The organism is Pseudoflavitalea rhizosphaerae, from assembly GCF_003991355.1.
GTDB lineage: Bacteria > Bacteroidota > Bacteroidia > Chitinophagales > Chitinophagaceae > Pseudobacter > Pseudobacter rhizosphaerae.
Genome location: NZ_RCSU01000008.1, coordinates 28,007 through 45,564 on the forward strand (window position 1 = coordinate 28,007; position 17,558 = coordinate 45,564).

Here is a 17,558-nt window from a genome sequence, read left to right on the forward strand (position 1 = left end):
TTGTTACTATGGAACAACGAGAACTCTTAGCGGCTCTGTGATAAGCGTTGAGTTGTCATCCAGCGTGATCTTTAAATAGAATTGCAGTGGCAGCTCCACTGCATTGATGGCATTATTGGCAGGCAAAGGCCTGTTAGTTTTGGCCATCCAGGTGGCCAGGGTAGACGCAAAGGTTACTTTATTGCCATTACCCGGAATTGGAGCATCAATGTAATTTGCTGCTGTAGACAGCAATCCTGCCGGTGCGGAGGCGGCAATTACTTTGGTGATCTCTTTGATGGTCCTTCCGGAACTGGCAGGGATCTCCAGGTTATAGCTGAAGGCGCCTGCTGCGCGGGATGCGCGCACGGTATAGCCGGGTCTGAGATCTGTATAGTTGGTAACCGTTACCGGGATAGCAGGCCTGATGTCCAGCAACTGAGGATCATAATCATCTTTGTCGCAGGATGAAACCGCTGTCATCAGTGCGAGGCAGATCAAACTATATTTAATGATTTTCATATCAATTCATTTTATGTAATGGATCAGATTTACATACCCCACCAGACTTTCTGATTTGTCAATGGCCTGGGTGATGGCACATTTGGGTTAGCTGAAGTTTCGTTCGGCGGATATGTATAACGTTTTGGAATAACTGAAGGGTCATCACCTGAAGCATTGAGCGCTACGTTCAGATCAGGGATACCTGTTCTTCGGTAGTCGTTGTAAGCTTCCAGCGGATTGGTCACGTTGGAAATATATTTCCAGGTGAGGATCTGTTTCAGTTTGTTGGCGTCAGTGCCGGAGAGTGTAACCAGTGCGGCATTGTTTGCAAAGAAGTCATCTACATCTGCTGCTCCCATACCTGCTTTGAACATGGCTGCCCTGATGCCTTCTTTAAAGAGTGCATCCGCATTGCCGGCGGTACCCAGCCTGATAGCAGACTCGGCAAGGATAAAAGCCCGGTTGGTGTTGTTGATCATTCTTACATACGTAGCCCCTGCCCTGACCGTACCGGTTACTACAGAGTCATACCTGGAACGTGTAGCCAATGAGGGCGCTGTAACTGCTGCTCCATTTTCATATGTTACAAAATTACCACTGGGTGTTGTATAAAGGAATTCAACGTATTTGCGGACGTTGGGGGAAAGCGCATCTACAATATTCAGGAATCTTGTGCTCATCATCATGTCGGTTTCCCGGTTGGTTATGTTGAAAGCGTAGATCGGGCTTTGGCTGCCTGATGCAGTACCGTAAGGAACATCAAAGTCGTCTCCATTGCTCTTGATGTACCTGCCATCTGCCAGCACATCATCGATCACGGATTTGGCAAGCGTTGGATTCACATTACTGATGGTAATGGCCAGTTTAAGCAGTAGCGTATTGCCTACGGCAATCCATTTATCCACGTCTCCGTTAAAAACAAGGTCTTCATCAAATTCTCCCAGTTCAAAACCTCCTTCCGGGGTATCCTTTTCAAGATCTGCAATACCTTCCTTTACGAGGACGAACAGGCTTTGGATACCAAGTGAGGCATTACCCTGGTAGATATCTTCCTGTTTATCGAAACGTGGTGTTGGATACTCACGGATATTACCAGCCTGTGAATAGGGCACATCTCCCCAAAGATCTGTAGCAATGGAGAGCAGGTATGCTTTCTGGATCTTGGCCACACCGGCATAATGCGGACCTGTTTCCTGTGTTTTGGCGATCAGTGTATTGATGGGAGGAAGTGCGCCAACATAGATCTCGAAATTCCAGGCATTATCGAAATTACCTGCCAGGTTATAGATATCGAAGCCCAGCGCCTGGTTGGCAGTGCCTGCATTGTGTTGTACCAGCAGGCTGGCCACCCTTGCCAACTCGTTGCCATTGGTAAAGGCGAGTGTATAAGTGGTTGCCGGCAATAATGCCCGTGGCGGAACATCCGCCGGATTGTTCGGGTCTGTGTTTACATCCAGGAAGTCGCTTTTGCTGCATCCTGCTGAAACTATTGTCAACAAGCCGAGCAAGCCTATGATAAGTTTATTCTTCATAACAATAGAATTAATCTTTTCAATTATTTAAATGCCACCCTCAGGCTAACACCCATTGTTCTTGAATTGGGCGCACCCTGGAGGTCGAGGCCACGGAGATTGCCTGCACCCTGGGTGTTCACTTCAGGGTCCATCGGATAATTCGGTGCATAGAACCAGAGATTACGTGCGAATGCTGTTAAGCGCACCATGCTCAGTGGTGTTTTGTCCAGCACGCTGGCAGGAAGCTCATATCCGAGGGAAAGTTCCCTGAGCCTGAGTACTGTTGCATCAAACACACTGAGATCTGATTGAATACCGGGAGCTCTCCAATATTGGTATGGAGTGATCTGGATATTGTTCTGGATGTATTTTCCTGATCCTGCAGGATCTTCAATTACACCGGGAATGATCATGGGCGATGACCTGTCTCCTCCTGTCTCTTTCAGCAATCCATTATTACGCATGAACGCCACCGTGAATGAATAGATATCACCTCCTTTTGTATAATCCCAAAGGAAACCGAGGGTGATGCCTTTGAACCGGAAAGTATTGGTGATACCCGCTGTCCATTCAGGGTTCGGATCTGCCACTACGGAGTTGGGGATACCTGCGGCATAGGTGCCGGTATTACGGTTGATGATATATTGCCCATCTTCAGTCCTTGGAAGTTTACTGCCGATGATCACACCGTATGCATAACCTTTGGCGATCGATGCAACAGTACCACTGAAGCTTTGACCGGATGCGATGGGAAAATTCTCGATATCCGGGGCGATATCCACCACTTCATTCTTGATGGTTGTGAAATTGGCGCTGATATCCCACTGGAAGTTCTTTCCATTGAAGGGAGATCCGGTAAGGCCGAGCTCAAAGCCCTTATTGATCATTTCACCAACATTCAGCAGGCGTGCGGAATAACCAGTTGATGCGGGTACCGCCACGGAGAAGATCTGGTCTTTGCTGGTGGTGTGGAACACTGCCGCATCGATACTCAGCCTGTTCCTGAAGAAGCCCAGATTAAGCCCTACTTCGTAAGATGTAGTGAACTCCGGTTTCAGGTCAGGATTGGCGAGCACATTATTGGGAGTGAAACCGGCAAGTGGATTACCCCCGATAGATAATGGGAAGAATATGCCTGCCACATTATTACCCAATGCGGGTTTAACAAATACATTCATCAAAGAATAAGGAGGCGCATCCCTGCCCACCCTGGCGGCGCTTGCTCTAAGTTTACCATAAGAGAACCAGTCATTGGTGATGTCGAAGGCATCAGAGAAAACAAAGCTGGCTGCAGCAGCGGGATACAGGTATGTGTTCTTGTTCTTTGGAAGCGTAGAACTCTGGTCAACACGACCTGTCAATTCCAGGAAAAGGTAGTTCTGCCAGTCCAGTGAGATCTGTCCGTAAAATCCCACTATCCTGTGCAGGGTTGTTTGTTCCAGTGTACCATTTGAGAAAACGGTACCGTTGCTGTTGTTGTAAAAGCCTGGAATAATAAGACCATCACCTTGTGCGGCAACAGTCTGGAACCTGCGCTGGTTAACACCCCAGCCCAGCATGGCTGTTGCATTGAGGCCATCTGTGAAAATATCCCTCTTCTTGCCGGTCACCATCAGGTCGCTGTTCAGTTCCTGCCGGTAAAAGGTATTATCGAGGATCATACCATTGGGAACGGCAAAGGAACCTGTGCCGTACCAGGTTTTGCGCCTGTCGGTATAAACGTCTGCGCCTAACCGGTAGGTTGCGTTCAGCCAGGGAAGGATATCGTAACCGATGGTGGCAGTTCCGAGGAACCTGCTGAGATTATCCTTATTGCCGTTTTCATTCAAGGTATAGTATGGGTTCTCGATGCTGGCCGTGGACATCTGGTATTTCTGATCACCATTGGGGAACATGTAGTCGTTCTTATACGACTGCAGGTCCAGGCTTCTGGGAACGCTTACCAGGTTGGCAAAGCCCGTACCACCACCGGCGCTGTTACCACCGATCACACCATCTGTATTGGAATTGATATAGGAGACGGTGGCTCCCAGTTTCAATTTACCGATCGTGGTATTTCCACCGAATTGGATATTTGTCCTAACCAGTTTGGTGTTGGGAAGGATACCGCGTTGAACGAGGTGACCAACATTGAAGGTGGCATTCTGCGTATTGTCGCCGGTATTGATAGTGAGGTTGTTTTCATTCAGGCTACCTGTTCTGAAGAAGTCCCTGATATTGTCCTTATGCAATTGATAAGGCCAGGGCTCGCCGGTAGCCGGATCGATGAGACCATTGGCCAGTGTGGGCTCGGTGCCGAATTTTGGTCCCCAGGATTGAGCGGAAAGCCTGTTATGGATCATATTGGCGCCCTGACCATATTCATCCTGGAGGTCTGGAAGACCGCTCACTTTCTGAACTGCGTATGAGCTTCCCAGTGATACGTCCAGTCTTCCCTTGCCGCCTGCACCTTTTTTTGTGGTAATGATGATGGCGCCATTGGAAGCGCGGGAACCATAAAGGGCTGCCGCAGCAGGCCCCTTGAGGATGTTAACTGACTCGATATTGTTAAGGTTCAGATCGGAGATCCGGTTGGAAGGCTGGGCATCGCCGAGTGTGCTGATGGGACCGCCTGAGTTACCGGCGGGCCTGTCCACATCATTACTAACAGGAACACCATCCACCACAAAGAGAGGCTGGTTGCTTCCGAGGAACGATGTGATACCACGGATATTGATATTGGAAGAAGCGCCGGGACTACCGGATGCGCCCGTGATGTTCAGACCCGCTACTTTACCCTGGAGTGCATTCACCAGGTTGGGTTCACCCTTGTTGGCGATCTGGTCTGTTTTCAGGTTGGTGGTGGCATAACCGAGTGAGCGACGGTCGCGACTGATACCCTGTGCGGTTACTACTACTTCGCTCAATTCCTGACCTGAACTTTTTTGAAGCGTGATATCATAGGTAAGTGCTGGTGTCAGTGGGATTTCCTGTTCTGTAAATCCTACTGAAGACACTACCAGGACCTGAGCAGATTGAGGAATCGTTAACGTAAAGCTGCCATCACTTTTCGTAGTTGTTCCTGATCTCGCTCCTTTTGCCCGGACTGAAGCTGCAGCAACGGGATCACCTTTATCGTCCTTGACGATGCCGGAGATACTTCTCGTTTGTGCAACAGCAAACAATACAGACAGGAGACATGTAAAAACAAGTAATAAGCGTTTCATTGCCTGCGATTTTTTGTTTGGAATAAAAAACTAAGGCAACAAAAGGCCCGGCTACGCTTCTACCTTACTGCGTTTTGTTCCTGAACCATGAATTTTAGAACCTGAAGCAGCATTTTATTGCGCGAAGTGCTCTATCTTTACAGCCAACTCCCCTACTATAAGACCGGACTGTATCGTTAATTACTGCTGTACTTCAGTAATTGAATATGTTTTGAAACCAGGATGAAGTATTACCGAAAGCTTGATTGAAATTATCGAGTTGGTAAGTGTTCAAAATATCGTCACATGAGATTATTCCGAATTGCACAATTCACATTTGAAAAATTGTAGTTGTATGAACCGGAATAATTACCTGCGTTTGTCTGTAACTGTTCTGCTGGGAGTGATCATTCCTCTTCTTTCAGGTTTATTTGTGCCTTCACAATACCATCCTGCAGCGTTACTGATTACCTGTTTCTTTTTTATAGCTCTGACCTTTCTGATCGTTACTGTTACCCGAATAGTGCAATTGCGGTTACGTGAACAACCCTGGTTGAATCACAACCTGCTGAAAAAAATAACCGCTACCGCTGCCGTGAATGCTCTTCTTAGTGTGTTCATTGCCGGTATGTTGGTATATATATGGACCATGTTCACCAAACAGCAGGTATCAACAGGTATCGTGTTGCAATACCTCGCGGATCTGGTGCTGGGTATTATTATCCTCACACTCAGCGAAGAGTTATTGATGCTGAATCGTGAAAAGAAGATCGCGCAGCATGGTCCGCAGGCGCTTGTTGCGGAACAATTGCCTCCTGCTGGGGTGGTACATCAACAGGAACGCGAGGAAGCAGTCCCTGCTTTAACTGAAAGCAGTTCAGTTATCATCGGATCAGTCAATCACCGGCCTAAGAGCAGGCTGTTGTTACGAAAAGGGTATGAAAATATTCCTGTGAAGCTGGAAAATATAGCATTGTTCTACACTGAGAACAAGATCGTATATGCGGTAGATGGCAGCGGCAAAAAATACCAGGCTGATAAGAAACTGAGTGAACTTGAAGCAGAGTTGAATACCGATCTCTTTTTCAGGGCTAACCGGCAATATATTATCGGCCTTAATTTCATCAAAGGGTTCAAGCCTTTTGAAAAAGTAAAACTTCAGGTAGACCTCACTGTTTCAGACGCCATAGTGATCATCAGCCAGGAAACCGCTCCGGCCTTCCGTAAATGGATGAACGAAGTGTGAACGATTTTTGTCAAAACTGTCTGTATGAAAATATATTTGTATATATTTGTGTTATAACATTTCCCCCCTACTCTCTCTACTTATAGATTTAGCTCTGACCTGCAAAAGTTTTCCCCCTTACTACCTGCGTAGAATGCTGTGATATTATTTCACGCTTTGCACTCATTAAATCTATTAAGTATGAGAAAAGTTTACCTGTGCACATTAATGATGGCAGCTACCGTTGGCGCTTATGCGCAAAGCTATCCCGGTTACCGAACGAGTAATTATACCGGGGTGAACGGGGTTTTCTTCAATCCTGCCAATGCGGCTGATAGCCGCTCCCGCTGGGACATCAATCTTTTTTCGATCGATGGTTTTGCGGGTAATAACCAAAACAGTCTTAGTTTTAAAGACATCACCAAGTCATCTTTCAATTCAGATTCGTTAAAATCAAAATTACTGTCAGGAAGTGGCGGTGGGCTGAATGGTCTGGCAAGGATTGATATCCTTGGCCCTTCGGTTTTGTTCAATGCAGGTTCAAGGACTGGCGTAGCGCTCACTACAAGGGCCCGGATCTTCGGTAATGCGCGTGATGCTGATGGTAAACTGGCAAGGGCCGTGATCGATGCGGGCGAAGCAAAGGACAATTATCCTTTCAACTTTGCCCAGCAAAAAGCGATCCTCAACTCAGCTGCCTGGACGGAGATCGGCGCTTCAGTGGGGCAGATCCTCACTCCTTCCAAATCCCATCACTTTGTGAAAGTGGGCCTTACCCTGAAATACCTGGCAGGCGTAGCCGATGCATATCTACGGATGGAAAATTTCAATGGAACAATCAATACGGGCGGCTCCGGCACGTATATGACTGATGCCACAGGCCGGGTATTCCTGAATACTACTGACGCCAATTTCAAAGACTATGATTTTGGAGATTTCTTCAAATTCAATGGTCATGGTTTTGGCGGGGATATCGGCTTTGTGTATGAATATCGTCCCAATCTCGATTTCTCAAAATTCGAGAGCGACCGTTTTGCCAACAAATACAAAGTGAAAGTGAGCATTGCTGCACTGGACATTGGCGAGATCAAGTTCAATGAAAGCAGTAACCAGTCAGGAGCTTATACCATGAATATCCCTGCCGGCCAGCAGTTCCTGCTTAGTCAGTTCAAGGATAAATCTGTAAAGGAATTCAAAGGCATCCTGGATGCGAGTCCATACTTCACGCCAGATGCTACGGTTGACAATAGCTATAAGATCTCCCTGCCCACATCTTTCCAGTTCAATGTGGATTACCTGATCGCGAAAGGATTCTATGCTAATGCGAATGCACAGATCACTACCAGTAAAACAGGAAATCTCAATCTTTTCGACTGGAACAGTTATACGGTTACACCGCGTTGGGAAGTAGCGAAATTTGGAGTGGCATTGCCTGTCAATTACAGTGAGCTCACACAGTGGAATGCCGGGATCTCGCTACGTGCAGGTCCTGTATTCCTCGGTTCAGGAAGTTTGTGGACTGCTATTTTCGACAAATCAAAACAGGCTGATCTGCACATAGGCATCCGTTTTGGTTTGCAGGCGAAGAAGAAGCTGCGTAAGGATACAGACCAGGATGGCATTTATGATAATGAAGATAGCTGTGTTACCATTCCTGGCGTGGCCCGTTACCATGGTTGTCCGATCCCCGATACGGACGGTGATGGTGTGAACGATGAAATGGATAGTTGCAGAACAGTGCCCGGATTGGCTAAATACAATGGTTGCCCGATCCCTGATCGCGATGGTGATGGCGTAAATGATGAGATCGATGAATGCCCTGATCAGCCTGGTTCCGGCCAGTTCAAGGGCTGCCCTGATACTGATGGCGATGGTATTCCGGATAAGGATGATAAATGTCCTACAGTTTGGGGTGTGGCTAAATACCAGGGTTGTCCGATCCCTGATCGTGATGGTGATGGTGTGAATGATGAAGAAGATCTTTGTCCGGATAAACCAGGACCTGCTTCTTCGAAGGGATGTCCGGTTGAAGATGTAGTGGTTCAGATCACAGCTGACTTCAAGAATATATTGTTCGATTTCAATAAGGCAACTATTAAAGATGAATCGAGGTCAATTCTTGAGAATGCTGCGAAGACGATGAATGAAGTGATCCCTAATTCGAATTTCTTCATCGATGGATTTACCGATAATATTGGTAGTGTAGCCGCCAATAAGAAGATCTCCAGGCTGCGTGCACAGGCTGTTGCCGATGCGTTGGTTGCTGCAGGCGTTGATAAGAACAGGTTGATTGCCCGCGGATTTGGTAAGGATAATCCGAAATGCAGCAATAAAACAGAAGAAGGAAGGGCTTGCAACAGAAGAGTGGAAGTGGTGATCAGGAATATTGCTCAGCAGAAGACACAGTCGAATCCGTAAGGAGAAAATGGAATAAAGTAAACCCGGGGAGGCGTAAGCTTCTCCGGGTTTTTTGTGGGTTGATTGGTATCATTTTAACAAAACAGCTTCCAATCTTAAACTCATGTACTTTGGCAAATCTACTTTTCCAATTCCTAAGTAAGCTGACTTTGTCAAATAGTCGCCCTTTAGATAAAATTCATATTTTGAAACTAATTCAATAATCTGGTTTGGTTGAATTTTGTCTTTTTGAATTTTAAAGAATAACGAAGTGGCAGTTTTCTCATAATCATAATCAACAATGCTCCTTTGCAAAGGGCAAATATCAACTATAGTAGTATCATTATATCGAAGCACTGCTACCAAAACAGCTATCCCATTTGTATCAACAGCCAAGGTTGTAGGAATAATTTTTATGCCGCCTATTTTCATGTATCCTCCTGTATCACCTATGAAAGAAACTTTTAGATCGCTGGCATTAATATCGCTATCATCAGAATTCCTCCCAGAATACGTTGACTTAGCAGAACTATTGATGTATCTGTTATTGGGAGTTCTGCTACCTGCATTGTAATGCCTCGTGTGAGAACGAACAAATGTTCCGTCCTTTCTAAAATAACTTTTTACTGTTGTGGTTTTTCTTTGTCCAATGGCGGAGCAGCAAATGATAATAATGACAAGTGTCGCTAATAACTGTTTCATAAATGCTGATTTTTAACTTAGATGTATAGATTATTCCCTAATATATCCAACTCATTTTCTTCAACTATACGGTTTTCCGTATTTCGTTAAATTCACAATGCTCATTATTGCAGCTCAATAAAAAAAGTAATCTATGGCTCATAAGCCAAAAGATCAGCAAGGATTGGATGGCGCGTAACGAGGACCAATATCTATGTTGATTTTTTCTGTCAGTTAATTTGTGGTAATGAATTGCTAATGTGCCATATCTTTCATCGATGCAAAGCTGGTACATTCATCATTCTGATAATATATTAAAATCAATTGATGGCTTTAAAGTTTATTAATCTCCGGCTATTATGTGGGCTCTTATCATTGCTTTGGATAAGCGTTAATGCGCAGCATTCCAATTCTTCATTATTGTATTTGCAACATAATGCCAGGCAGGTGGCGGAAATAGGCAAGGACACTATTATAATAACAAACGGCAGCACCTATACATTTACGGTAGATACACATGCAGACAGCGGCCTGGTAAGCACTGTGCCAAACGTCACAACCTTACTGAAGCAATTGGGGTTGCCTTCAAATCTAAAATCCGCCATAGAAAGTAAAGGAGGAACTCCCAGGCTAACCGGGCTTATCAATGATGGCGATCACTTAGTTTTGTCCGATGCTGTAAACGGATCGATACTAAAACGATATTACCTGCATCTTCGGCCCCTGGCGCTCAATGGCAGCCTGACCTTAAAAAGATCTACAATAAGTTCCGGCATTAAATCAGACCTGGAATTATCTTTTACTGCCGGACAACGCTCTCCCAACGCAACGGTCAGGATCTTTATTCCAACTGGTATTCCAATTAGCATGGATAATACCACAATCAATGTGATCGGCCGTGGAGCTGTATTGTTGAAAGATCTGCACAAACAATCCATTGGCAGGACCGGCAGTAAATATTCTTATTCAAAAGTAGGCGATGCAAAACTGCAATCTGTAACAGGCGGTACCTGGCTGATCCTTTCCGGCCTGGACCTTCGCCCTTCCAATGGCGCGGATATCATTCTACGGATCAAAGATGTAATGCTGCCGCACAATAAAGAATACATTTTCAAATCCAATTACAGTACTGCATTACCGGAAATGCTCACAAGCGCCGGCGCTTCATCTGAAACTGCTGTATTAAAAGCAGTGACTGATCTTGTTGGATTGGAAAGGCTTCCCGAAACTGTTTCCGGGAAACAGGCTTCTGATTTTACCAGCATTCAACTCAGGTTGCCTATCCGTAAAGGCATGAAAACACCTGTCATCCTTGTTTCCACCAATAAGGGAAAAACATGGAAAACGCAACCGGCCAATATCGACGTACAAAAATCAATTATTACAATTCATCAGCTTCAACCCAATCAACACTATTGGATCAAAGCGAGAGTGGCCGAAGGGAAACTGCTGAGAACTTCCAATACCATCAATTATTTCTCCGGGATGATCCCTGCCGCTTCATTCGGCATCATTGGCGATGCAACCAAAGATCATACTGATCTCATCAACCAGGCTATCGATTCCATTCATCGCATGGGTGGCGGTACGTTGCTTTTCGAGAAAGGTACTTACCATGTACGCACCATCCATCTGAAAAGCAATGTACATTTGTATATCGCCAAACCGGGTACCATCGCGGCTTTGAAAGGAGGCGACGCGCCGGAAACAACCTGGTTCAGCGATAAGAAATACCGTTCAGGTCTCTCCCCCACTGATTCCGGTCCTTACGATGATCCGGAAAACTATATGACCAAACAGGATGTGGGCCATCATTATTTCCATAATTCCATGTTCTTTGCCACACGCGAAAACAATATCCGGATCTCAGGAAATGGGCGGATCACGGGCAATGGTAATCTCGTAACAGGAGATAAAGTGATGAACAATGCGCCTGATAAACGATCCGACAAAATGTTCACTTTTAAACTCTGCACCAATATCGAGATCGGTGGCCTGGTACGAAAAGAAGATCTCTGGTACGATGAAAAACGGGATGGACCTTTCTATATCCTTCCCAATGGAAAACGCGATACCCTCCTGGATAATATGTTGCATATAGACCAGGGCGGGCATTTCGTTTTACTGGCCACAGGCACAGATAATATCTTCGTACACGATACTTATTTCGGAAAAGCAAATGGACGCAATGCCCGCGATATCTATGATTTTATGGCCTGCAATAATGTAACGGTCACTAATATTTACTCGAAGGTGAGCTCGGATGATATCGTAAAACCAGGATCGGATTGCTCACTGGGTTTTACCCGTCCGGCCAAAAATTACAAGGTGCGGAATGTGATCGGCGACACCAATTGTAATCTCTTCCAGGTAGGATCGGAAACAGCGGATGATATCCAGGATATCTGTGTAGACAATATCTATGTACTGGGCGCCAATAAAGCCGGCTTCTCCATCTCCACCAACGATGGTGCGCATATCAAAAATATCCATCTCAATTGCGGACATACCGGAAAGCTCCACTCCCGTTCAAAAATGCTGCGCACATTTGCGCCTTTCTTCATTTCCATTTCCAACCGTGGACGAATTCTTGGAGCGGAAGTTGGAAAATATGCCTTCACAGAGAATGGGGTAAAACACAATGAACTGCTGGTGAAAAACGTGAATATTGGAAGAGTGGAAAACATTATCCTCAATGGGATAGATATTGCGGAAGTGTATGCAGGAAGCTCCTACAGCGGTAATCGCTGGAAAGCATATGATCCGAAAGATACTAAACAACGCAGGGCCACTGCTATCGTTGCAGGTTACAGTCTTCCGGCATCGGATATTGTGGAGGGCGGACTTGATTTCAAACTACCCAATGGACTGCACACAGGGTATATCGATAATATACAATTCAATGATGTTCATATACTCGTCAAGGGAACAAATCCGCCTTCAGATACCAGCGCCAATCCACCCGAGCTTGGAGTTGGTCAGTACAATGTATCCAACCTGAAAATCCAACCCTCCTATGGTCTCTGGGCAAGGCATGCAAGCAACCTGCTGGTGAAGAACTGCAGTTTCAATTATGAGGATACTGATCACCGTTATGCGATCTTCCTGGATGATGTGAAGCAGGCAGTGATCAACGGCAATAAAATGGTGAAGGCTGGTAATCTCTCTTCTGCAATAGGTAAGAAACAGGTTACAGGTCTGATCTGGGAAAAGAACAAAGTTTATACCGATAACTGGAAAAACAGGGATCTCAGCCAGTCTTCTGACGCTGGCCGTTAACAGGCATTCTGCTATCTGATTACCCTCGTAGTGCTGTCATAGCGGGTAATCAGCTGGTAAATACTGAGTATCAATAGCGTAAATAGAGATAACACGTGGAGATAAGGTGGACTTGATCCGGAGATGAAGCGGACTTGAATTAGAGAGAAAATGCCTGAATCAGTCCAGGGTGGCATTCATTCAAATTCAGTCTGTCCATTTTTCTTTTTACCATTATCCGGCATCCGGCCTAACAACCAGCAGTGATTGCAACAACCACCGGAAACCGGATAACAGTAAACAATATCTTATTCCAGGTCGATTGGAATGAACACCAGTGGTGTTGGTAAACAGCTTGCACCAGGAGGTGAATAAGTCATGCGGATGGTTTGTTCTTCACCATTCTTTGCAGGCGTGAAGATTTGCACTAGCACGGCTTCCGGAGCAGCTTTGGTTGTCAGACGGTCTGCAGGGAGCTGGATCACGCCGCCTTTGAATTTACCCTCGCTCACCACCATTGTATTGGCCATGCCGCCACACCATTTGTTGTCGGCAGAACGTGCATTCCAGGTAACCAGCGCCAGTCCTTTTCCGTCTGTACTCTTCCATTTCATTTCGATATTGTAGATCACTCCGTAATTTCCGGCCAGCGTAGCGATCTTACCGGTGGCTGCATCTTTCCCCATTACCCAGGGATCGAGGTTCCCATCGGCAATGGTGAGCGACGCAACGCCATTTTTCGTATCGAATACTTCGGATATGTTCACCTGGTAATTACTAACGCCAAAGATACCACGACCAGCATTGGAATGCCTGCTGCTCAACACGGAGTCAATCTGTTCGCTGGCTTTCACGGTCCCTTTTTCGGGAGAGGTCTGCACCACGCTGATCAGGCCGGGCTGATCGATCACGAACTCATAGAAACCGTGGGCCAGTTCATCATATTTGGCTACGCGTTTTTCCATCGCTACGTCCAGAACCACAGTTTGTCCTGGTTTGATGGTGCGCGATTTTGTTTCAGGTTTTGCATTGAAATAATCCGCCAGTCCATTTTTGCCTGCGCCAAAATAATTGGTGGTTGGTTTCTGGGAGGAGTATTTCAGCATGCGAAGGGTCATTTTCTGATCTCCTGTATTCTTGATCACGGTATTGATCCTGCGGTCCATCTTCGGCTCTTTCACACCGTTCACATTGTACATGTATACACGTACGGAACCGGGTTGCACAGCTTCGCGGAGCGCCACCGCTTCGGGCACGCGGATATATTCGGGATCGTCCGAAATAATGTATTGAGGTCCGGGTAAAACCATTTTCTTATACTGCAGATCCTGGAATTTTCCTGAAAAGAAACCAGGCAATTCTACAATGCTTCCCTGTTTGGCTTTCAGCAAAGCTTGTGCTGAAGCGGGTTGCAGGGTTTGTGCCGATGCGCTTCCCAGTGATCCTGCCAGCAGCAGGGATAATGCCAGAACGGAATTTCTTTTCATCTGTTTCTTTGATTGAACGGATTATAAAATTTGATGACTGTTATAAAAAACTTTCATCAGGATTTGGCGGGTAATTGAATGATGATCTCGCGGGCTTTCATTTTTTTCTTTTGTACGGCAGCCCGCATGAAGCTGTCCATTTCCGCAAAGCGACGGAACATGAAATTGCTCACTTCGTGCCCCGCTCCGGGAAAACTGTACAAGACCAATGGTTTCCTGTTTTCCACTGCATACTTGTATACGCTGTGCGATCCAAAGAACATCATCCAGCCGGGATCGGTGGCCCTGCAGAAGCGATGCGCCGCAGTTCCGAAAGGCACCAGCTGGTCCCTGGTGCCATGCATCAGAAATACAGGGATCCAGTTATCAGCTTTGATACTATTCAAATCCAGCAATGCTCCGGAGAACGACAGCACACCGGTGAATCGGAATTTGCTGAAGAAATCATAACGCGGATCTTTCTTATTGATGAAGGGATTGAATACAAGATTGAGAACGGTCTCCGCTCCTGCGCTGCTACCAGCAATAAAGAGTTTAGCAGTATCCACTCCCAGCATTGCTGCATGCTGAACAACATATAAACCGGCGTCCATGGCATCATCTACGGCCACCTGTATGGCTTTGAGTTTTTCGGGAGTGGCTGTGCCGCAGCCGAAATCCTTTCCTTTCAGGTACAACCTGTATTTGATCACAAAAACATTGTATCCCATTTTAGTAAGACCTTCCGCCATCGGGCGCTGGTTCTTCGGTTCGCCACCGGTGAAGGCGCCGCCATGCACAAAAAGAACGGAAATGCCATTGGCCGGACCTGCAGCCTTGTAATGATGCATCCAGAGCGTGTCTGCGCCTTTGATGGCATATGTAAGACTATCGGGTTGCTGCGCCGAAACAGCCAGCAATGAAAAAATGGAAAATAACAAAAAGATACTTCTCTTCAACATGCTATCATTTTAGCAATTGAGCAATATATTCCCTGTACCTGTTGTACAAGTGACCTGCCTGCAGGTAAGCCGATTGCGGGCTCATGAAATGGGAAAACTCGAAAGTGATGGCCTTATCGTAACCCGCCCTGCGTGCAGCTTCCAGCTTGAGGCGAAGTTTTTCGAATTTTATGGGCAGGAATTTGATGGGCATGTCGCGGTCGAAGCTCTCGGCGTTGGTCCAGCATTGGAGACCATATTTATCGGCCATCCTTTTGTTGACGGCAAAGAAATCATCCAGCTCATTGTAATCGATATGTCCATCCTGGAATGCCACTGCATCCACGGCGCCGCGGATACCATCGAAGATCTCGCTCCATTCGGACTCATGCTCTTTGATGCTCACTGCATCTTCTTTGCTGAGCGATGAAGAGGCGGCCATCACGGCTTTCTTTCCATCGATCCAGGGGGAGATCAGTGTAGGCAGTCCATTGCTTACCTGTTTGCATTGCAGTCCGAGTGTCTGGAATGCATGTGCTGCGCCCTTTGTTTTCCGGCTGATCTCCATGCTCAGGTACCAGCCTTTGAAACTTTTAAAATGACCATAACGCTGCCATACTTCGTCAATCACAAAGCAGTTGGCGTCTATCTCATGTTGCATATCTCCGGTATCCCAGTACTTGCCACTGTCGTAGAGGCCGAAGTAGAAGTTCATGCCTTCTTCATCGGCGAGGCGGAGGAACATTTCCACCAGGTCTACGGGTGGTTCATAGCAACCATGATTGTTGAGCAGGTAAGCCGATGGGTAAGAGATGAACTTACGGTAACCGCTGCGGATCAGTATCACAGTGTCTATGCCAACGGCTTTCATATGCCGGAAGTCAGCGCGCCACTCGTTCTCACCCCAGTTCTGGTGTGGGATATCATGACTGATCTCGTCGAGGAAAGTGCCAGTTATTTGCATGATCAGATAGATTAGAGATATTTTTTTGCTTTCAGGAATGCTACCCATTTTGCGTAAGCAGCAGGACGGAGATGAATGCCATCGATGGTCATGTTTGCATGCAGTTCTCCCTGCTCATCTGCAAACACCGGGTGAAGATCAATAAAGGTGAGTGCGTATTCCGCTGCGATCTTTCTGATCTCATTGTTCAACGCAATCACCTTGTCTTTCTTGTTTTTTAAGTATGCCGCTGTCAGGATCCTCTCGTTCATGGGCAGGATGCTCTGGATGTACAGTTTTGCTTTTGGACAAACCGTTCGGATGCGCTCCACGATCCTGCGATAGTTATTGGCGCTCACTTCTGTGGGCAGTCCTCTTCCGATATCATTGATACCGATCAGTAAAAAGATGAGTTTAGGTTTGATCACTAAATGTGAATCCAGTCTCGCCAGTAATCCAAAAGTATTGTCGCCGCCAATGCCCCTGTTCACCACCGGTTTCCCTGGCAGCAGTTCCTGCCAGGGGCCACGCTCGGTGATGCTGTTGCCCAGGAATAGTATTGCATTTTTCTGTGCGGGCAATACACGGAACAATTCCATGCGTTGCTGGTAATATGTGTTATTATAGCTGCTGTCTATTTTTACAGATTTTGCCGGAACCGCAGTTGTTGTGGGTTGTGCAGGCGTTTGTGCCACTGTCATGCCGCAGACCAATGCTGCTACCGCAACCAAGCCCCATTTGATATTCACTGTCTTCATAAAAAACTATTTAAGGTGTCCCTTTTCTTTCAGCAATGCTACCCACCTGATATAAGCAGCGGGCCAGAGATGCAGGCCGTCCTGTGTATTCTCTTTTTTCAGTTGTCCATTTTCATCTGCCACTGCCGGTGCGATATCCACCCATGTATAACCGAACTGTTCCGCCAGCGCCCTGAACCGAAGGTTCAATTGTGCAATCACTTCATTGGTCACTTTCTTATACTGTGCTGCCAGCATGCTTTCATTCACCGGCAGTACGCTTTCCACATACACTTTCGTTTTCGGTGAACCAGCTTTTATCTTCATCAGGATCCTCTCAAAAGTCTTCGCAACAGTATCCACCGGTATTCCGCGTTTCAGATCATTGACTCCCGACAAGATAAAGATCTTCGCCGGTTTCGAGCTCAGTACTTCATCGATCCTTGCCAGCACTCCGTAAGTTACATCACCACTGATTCCCCTGTTCACCACGGGCCTGCCGGGCAGTAATTCCTGCCACTCTCCCATCTCTGTAATGCTATTGCCTACAAACACGATCTCCTTTTTCTGGTCCGGCATCAACCGGAAGTACTCCAACCTGTTGCGATAGTGTCCGTTATTGTAGCTGCTATCTATCATTACTTTCTCCTGTGCCGCGGCTCCACACGAAGCTGTCAACAGTAAAGCCAATGATGCAAAATATTTAATCATACATTTTTTTTAAGAGC

General features: G+C 46.4%; 12 protein-coding genes. 3 read left to right on the forward strand and 9 right to left on the reverse strand.

What is annotated here, in order from left to right:
• Positions 1-6 precede the first annotated feature (6 nt).
• Genes D9Y29_RS14775 through D9Y29_RS14785 form a run of 3 tightly spaced genes read right to left on the reverse strand, consistent with a single transcriptional unit; the run spans position 7 to position 5,203 of the window.
• Complete coding sequence (locus tag D9Y29_RS14775; RefSeq protein ID WP_127129492.1) at positions 7-501, reverse strand: hypothetical protein; 495 nt, start codon at positions 499-501, stop codon at positions 7-9.
• A gap of 29 nt (positions 502-530) precedes the next feature.
• A complete protein-coding gene (locus D9Y29_RS14780) occupies positions 531-2,015 on the reverse strand; it encodes a SusD/RagB family nutrient-binding outer membrane lipoprotein (protein ID WP_127129494.1) in 1,485 nt (494 codons plus the stop codon).
• A gap of 23 nt (positions 2,016-2,038) precedes the next feature.
• Positions 2,039-5,203 (reverse strand): SusC/RagA family TonB-linked outer membrane protein, encoded by a 3,165-nt coding sequence (locus tag D9Y29_RS14785; RefSeq protein ID WP_127129496.1) that lies wholly within the window; start codon positions 5,201-5,203, stop codon positions 2,039-2,041.
• A gap of 334 nt (positions 5,204-5,537) precedes the next feature.
• Here D9Y29_RS14785 and D9Y29_RS14790 point away from each other — a divergent pair, with 334 nt between their 5' ends.
• Both D9Y29_RS14790 and D9Y29_RS14795 read left to right on the forward strand, forming a co-directional pair.
• The gene (locus tag D9Y29_RS14790) at positions 5,538-6,428 is read left to right on the forward strand and encodes a LytR/AlgR family response regulator transcription factor (RefSeq protein WP_127129498.1); all 891 of its coding nucleotides are present in this window, start codon (positions 5,538-5,540) and stop codon (positions 6,426-6,428) included.
• Positions 6,429-6,608: 180 nt separating this feature from the next.
• Entirely contained in the window at positions 6,609-8,825 is a 2,217-nt protein-coding gene (locus D9Y29_RS14795; protein ID WP_127129500.1) for a DUF5723 family protein, read from the forward strand.
• A gap of 69 nt (positions 8,826-8,894) precedes the next feature.
• On the opposite strand, the gene D9Y29_RS14800 is transcribed toward D9Y29_RS14795, so the two are convergent.
• Complete coding sequence (locus D9Y29_RS14800) at positions 8,895-9,506, reverse strand: hypothetical protein (RefSeq protein ID WP_127129502.1); 612 nt, start codon at positions 9,504-9,506, stop codon at positions 8,895-8,897.
• A 399-nt stretch (positions 9,507-9,905) separates the two neighbouring features.
• On the opposite strand from D9Y29_RS14800, the gene D9Y29_RS14805 reads away from it, so the two are divergent.
• Positions 9,906-12,764 carry an endopygalactorunase gene (locus tag D9Y29_RS14805; RefSeq protein WP_127129504.1) on the forward strand — a complete coding sequence of 953 codons (2,859 nt, stop codon included), beginning with the start codon at positions 9,906-9,908 and terminating at the stop codon, positions 12,762-12,764.
• Positions 12,765-13,051: 287 nt separating this feature from the next.
• Here D9Y29_RS14805 and D9Y29_RS14810 read toward each other — a convergent pair whose 3' ends face one another.
• Genes D9Y29_RS14810 through D9Y29_RS14830 form a run of 5 tightly spaced genes read right to left on the reverse strand, consistent with a single transcriptional unit; the run spans position 13,052 to position 17,541 of the window.
• Positions 13,052-14,230, reverse strand: a complete 1,179-nt coding sequence (locus tag D9Y29_RS14810) for a copper amine oxidase (protein ID WP_127129506.1) — start codon at positions 14,228-14,230, stop codon at positions 13,052-13,054.
• Between the two features lie 56 nt (positions 14,231-14,286).
• Positions 14,287-15,171, reverse strand: a complete 885-nt coding sequence (locus tag D9Y29_RS14815; protein WP_127129508.1) for an alpha/beta hydrolase — start codon at positions 15,169-15,171, stop codon at positions 14,287-14,289.
• 4 nt (positions 15,172-15,175) lie between these two features.
• Positions 15,176-16,114, reverse strand: coding sequence for a DUF4434 domain-containing protein (locus D9Y29_RS14820; protein ID WP_127129510.1), 939 nt, complete (start codon positions 16,112-16,114; stop codon positions 15,176-15,178).
• An 11-nt stretch (positions 16,115-16,125) separates the two neighbouring features.
• A complete protein-coding gene (locus D9Y29_RS14825; protein WP_206513792.1) occupies positions 16,126-16,851 on the reverse strand; it encodes a GDSL-type esterase/lipase family protein in 726 nt (241 codons plus the stop codon).
• 6 nt (positions 16,852-16,857) lie between these two features.
• On the reverse strand, positions 16,858-17,541 hold the full coding sequence (locus D9Y29_RS14830; protein WP_127129512.1) for a GDSL-type esterase/lipase family protein: 684 nt from the start codon (positions 17,539-17,541) through the stop codon (positions 16,858-16,860).
• Positions 17,542-17,558 lie beyond the last annotated feature (17 nt).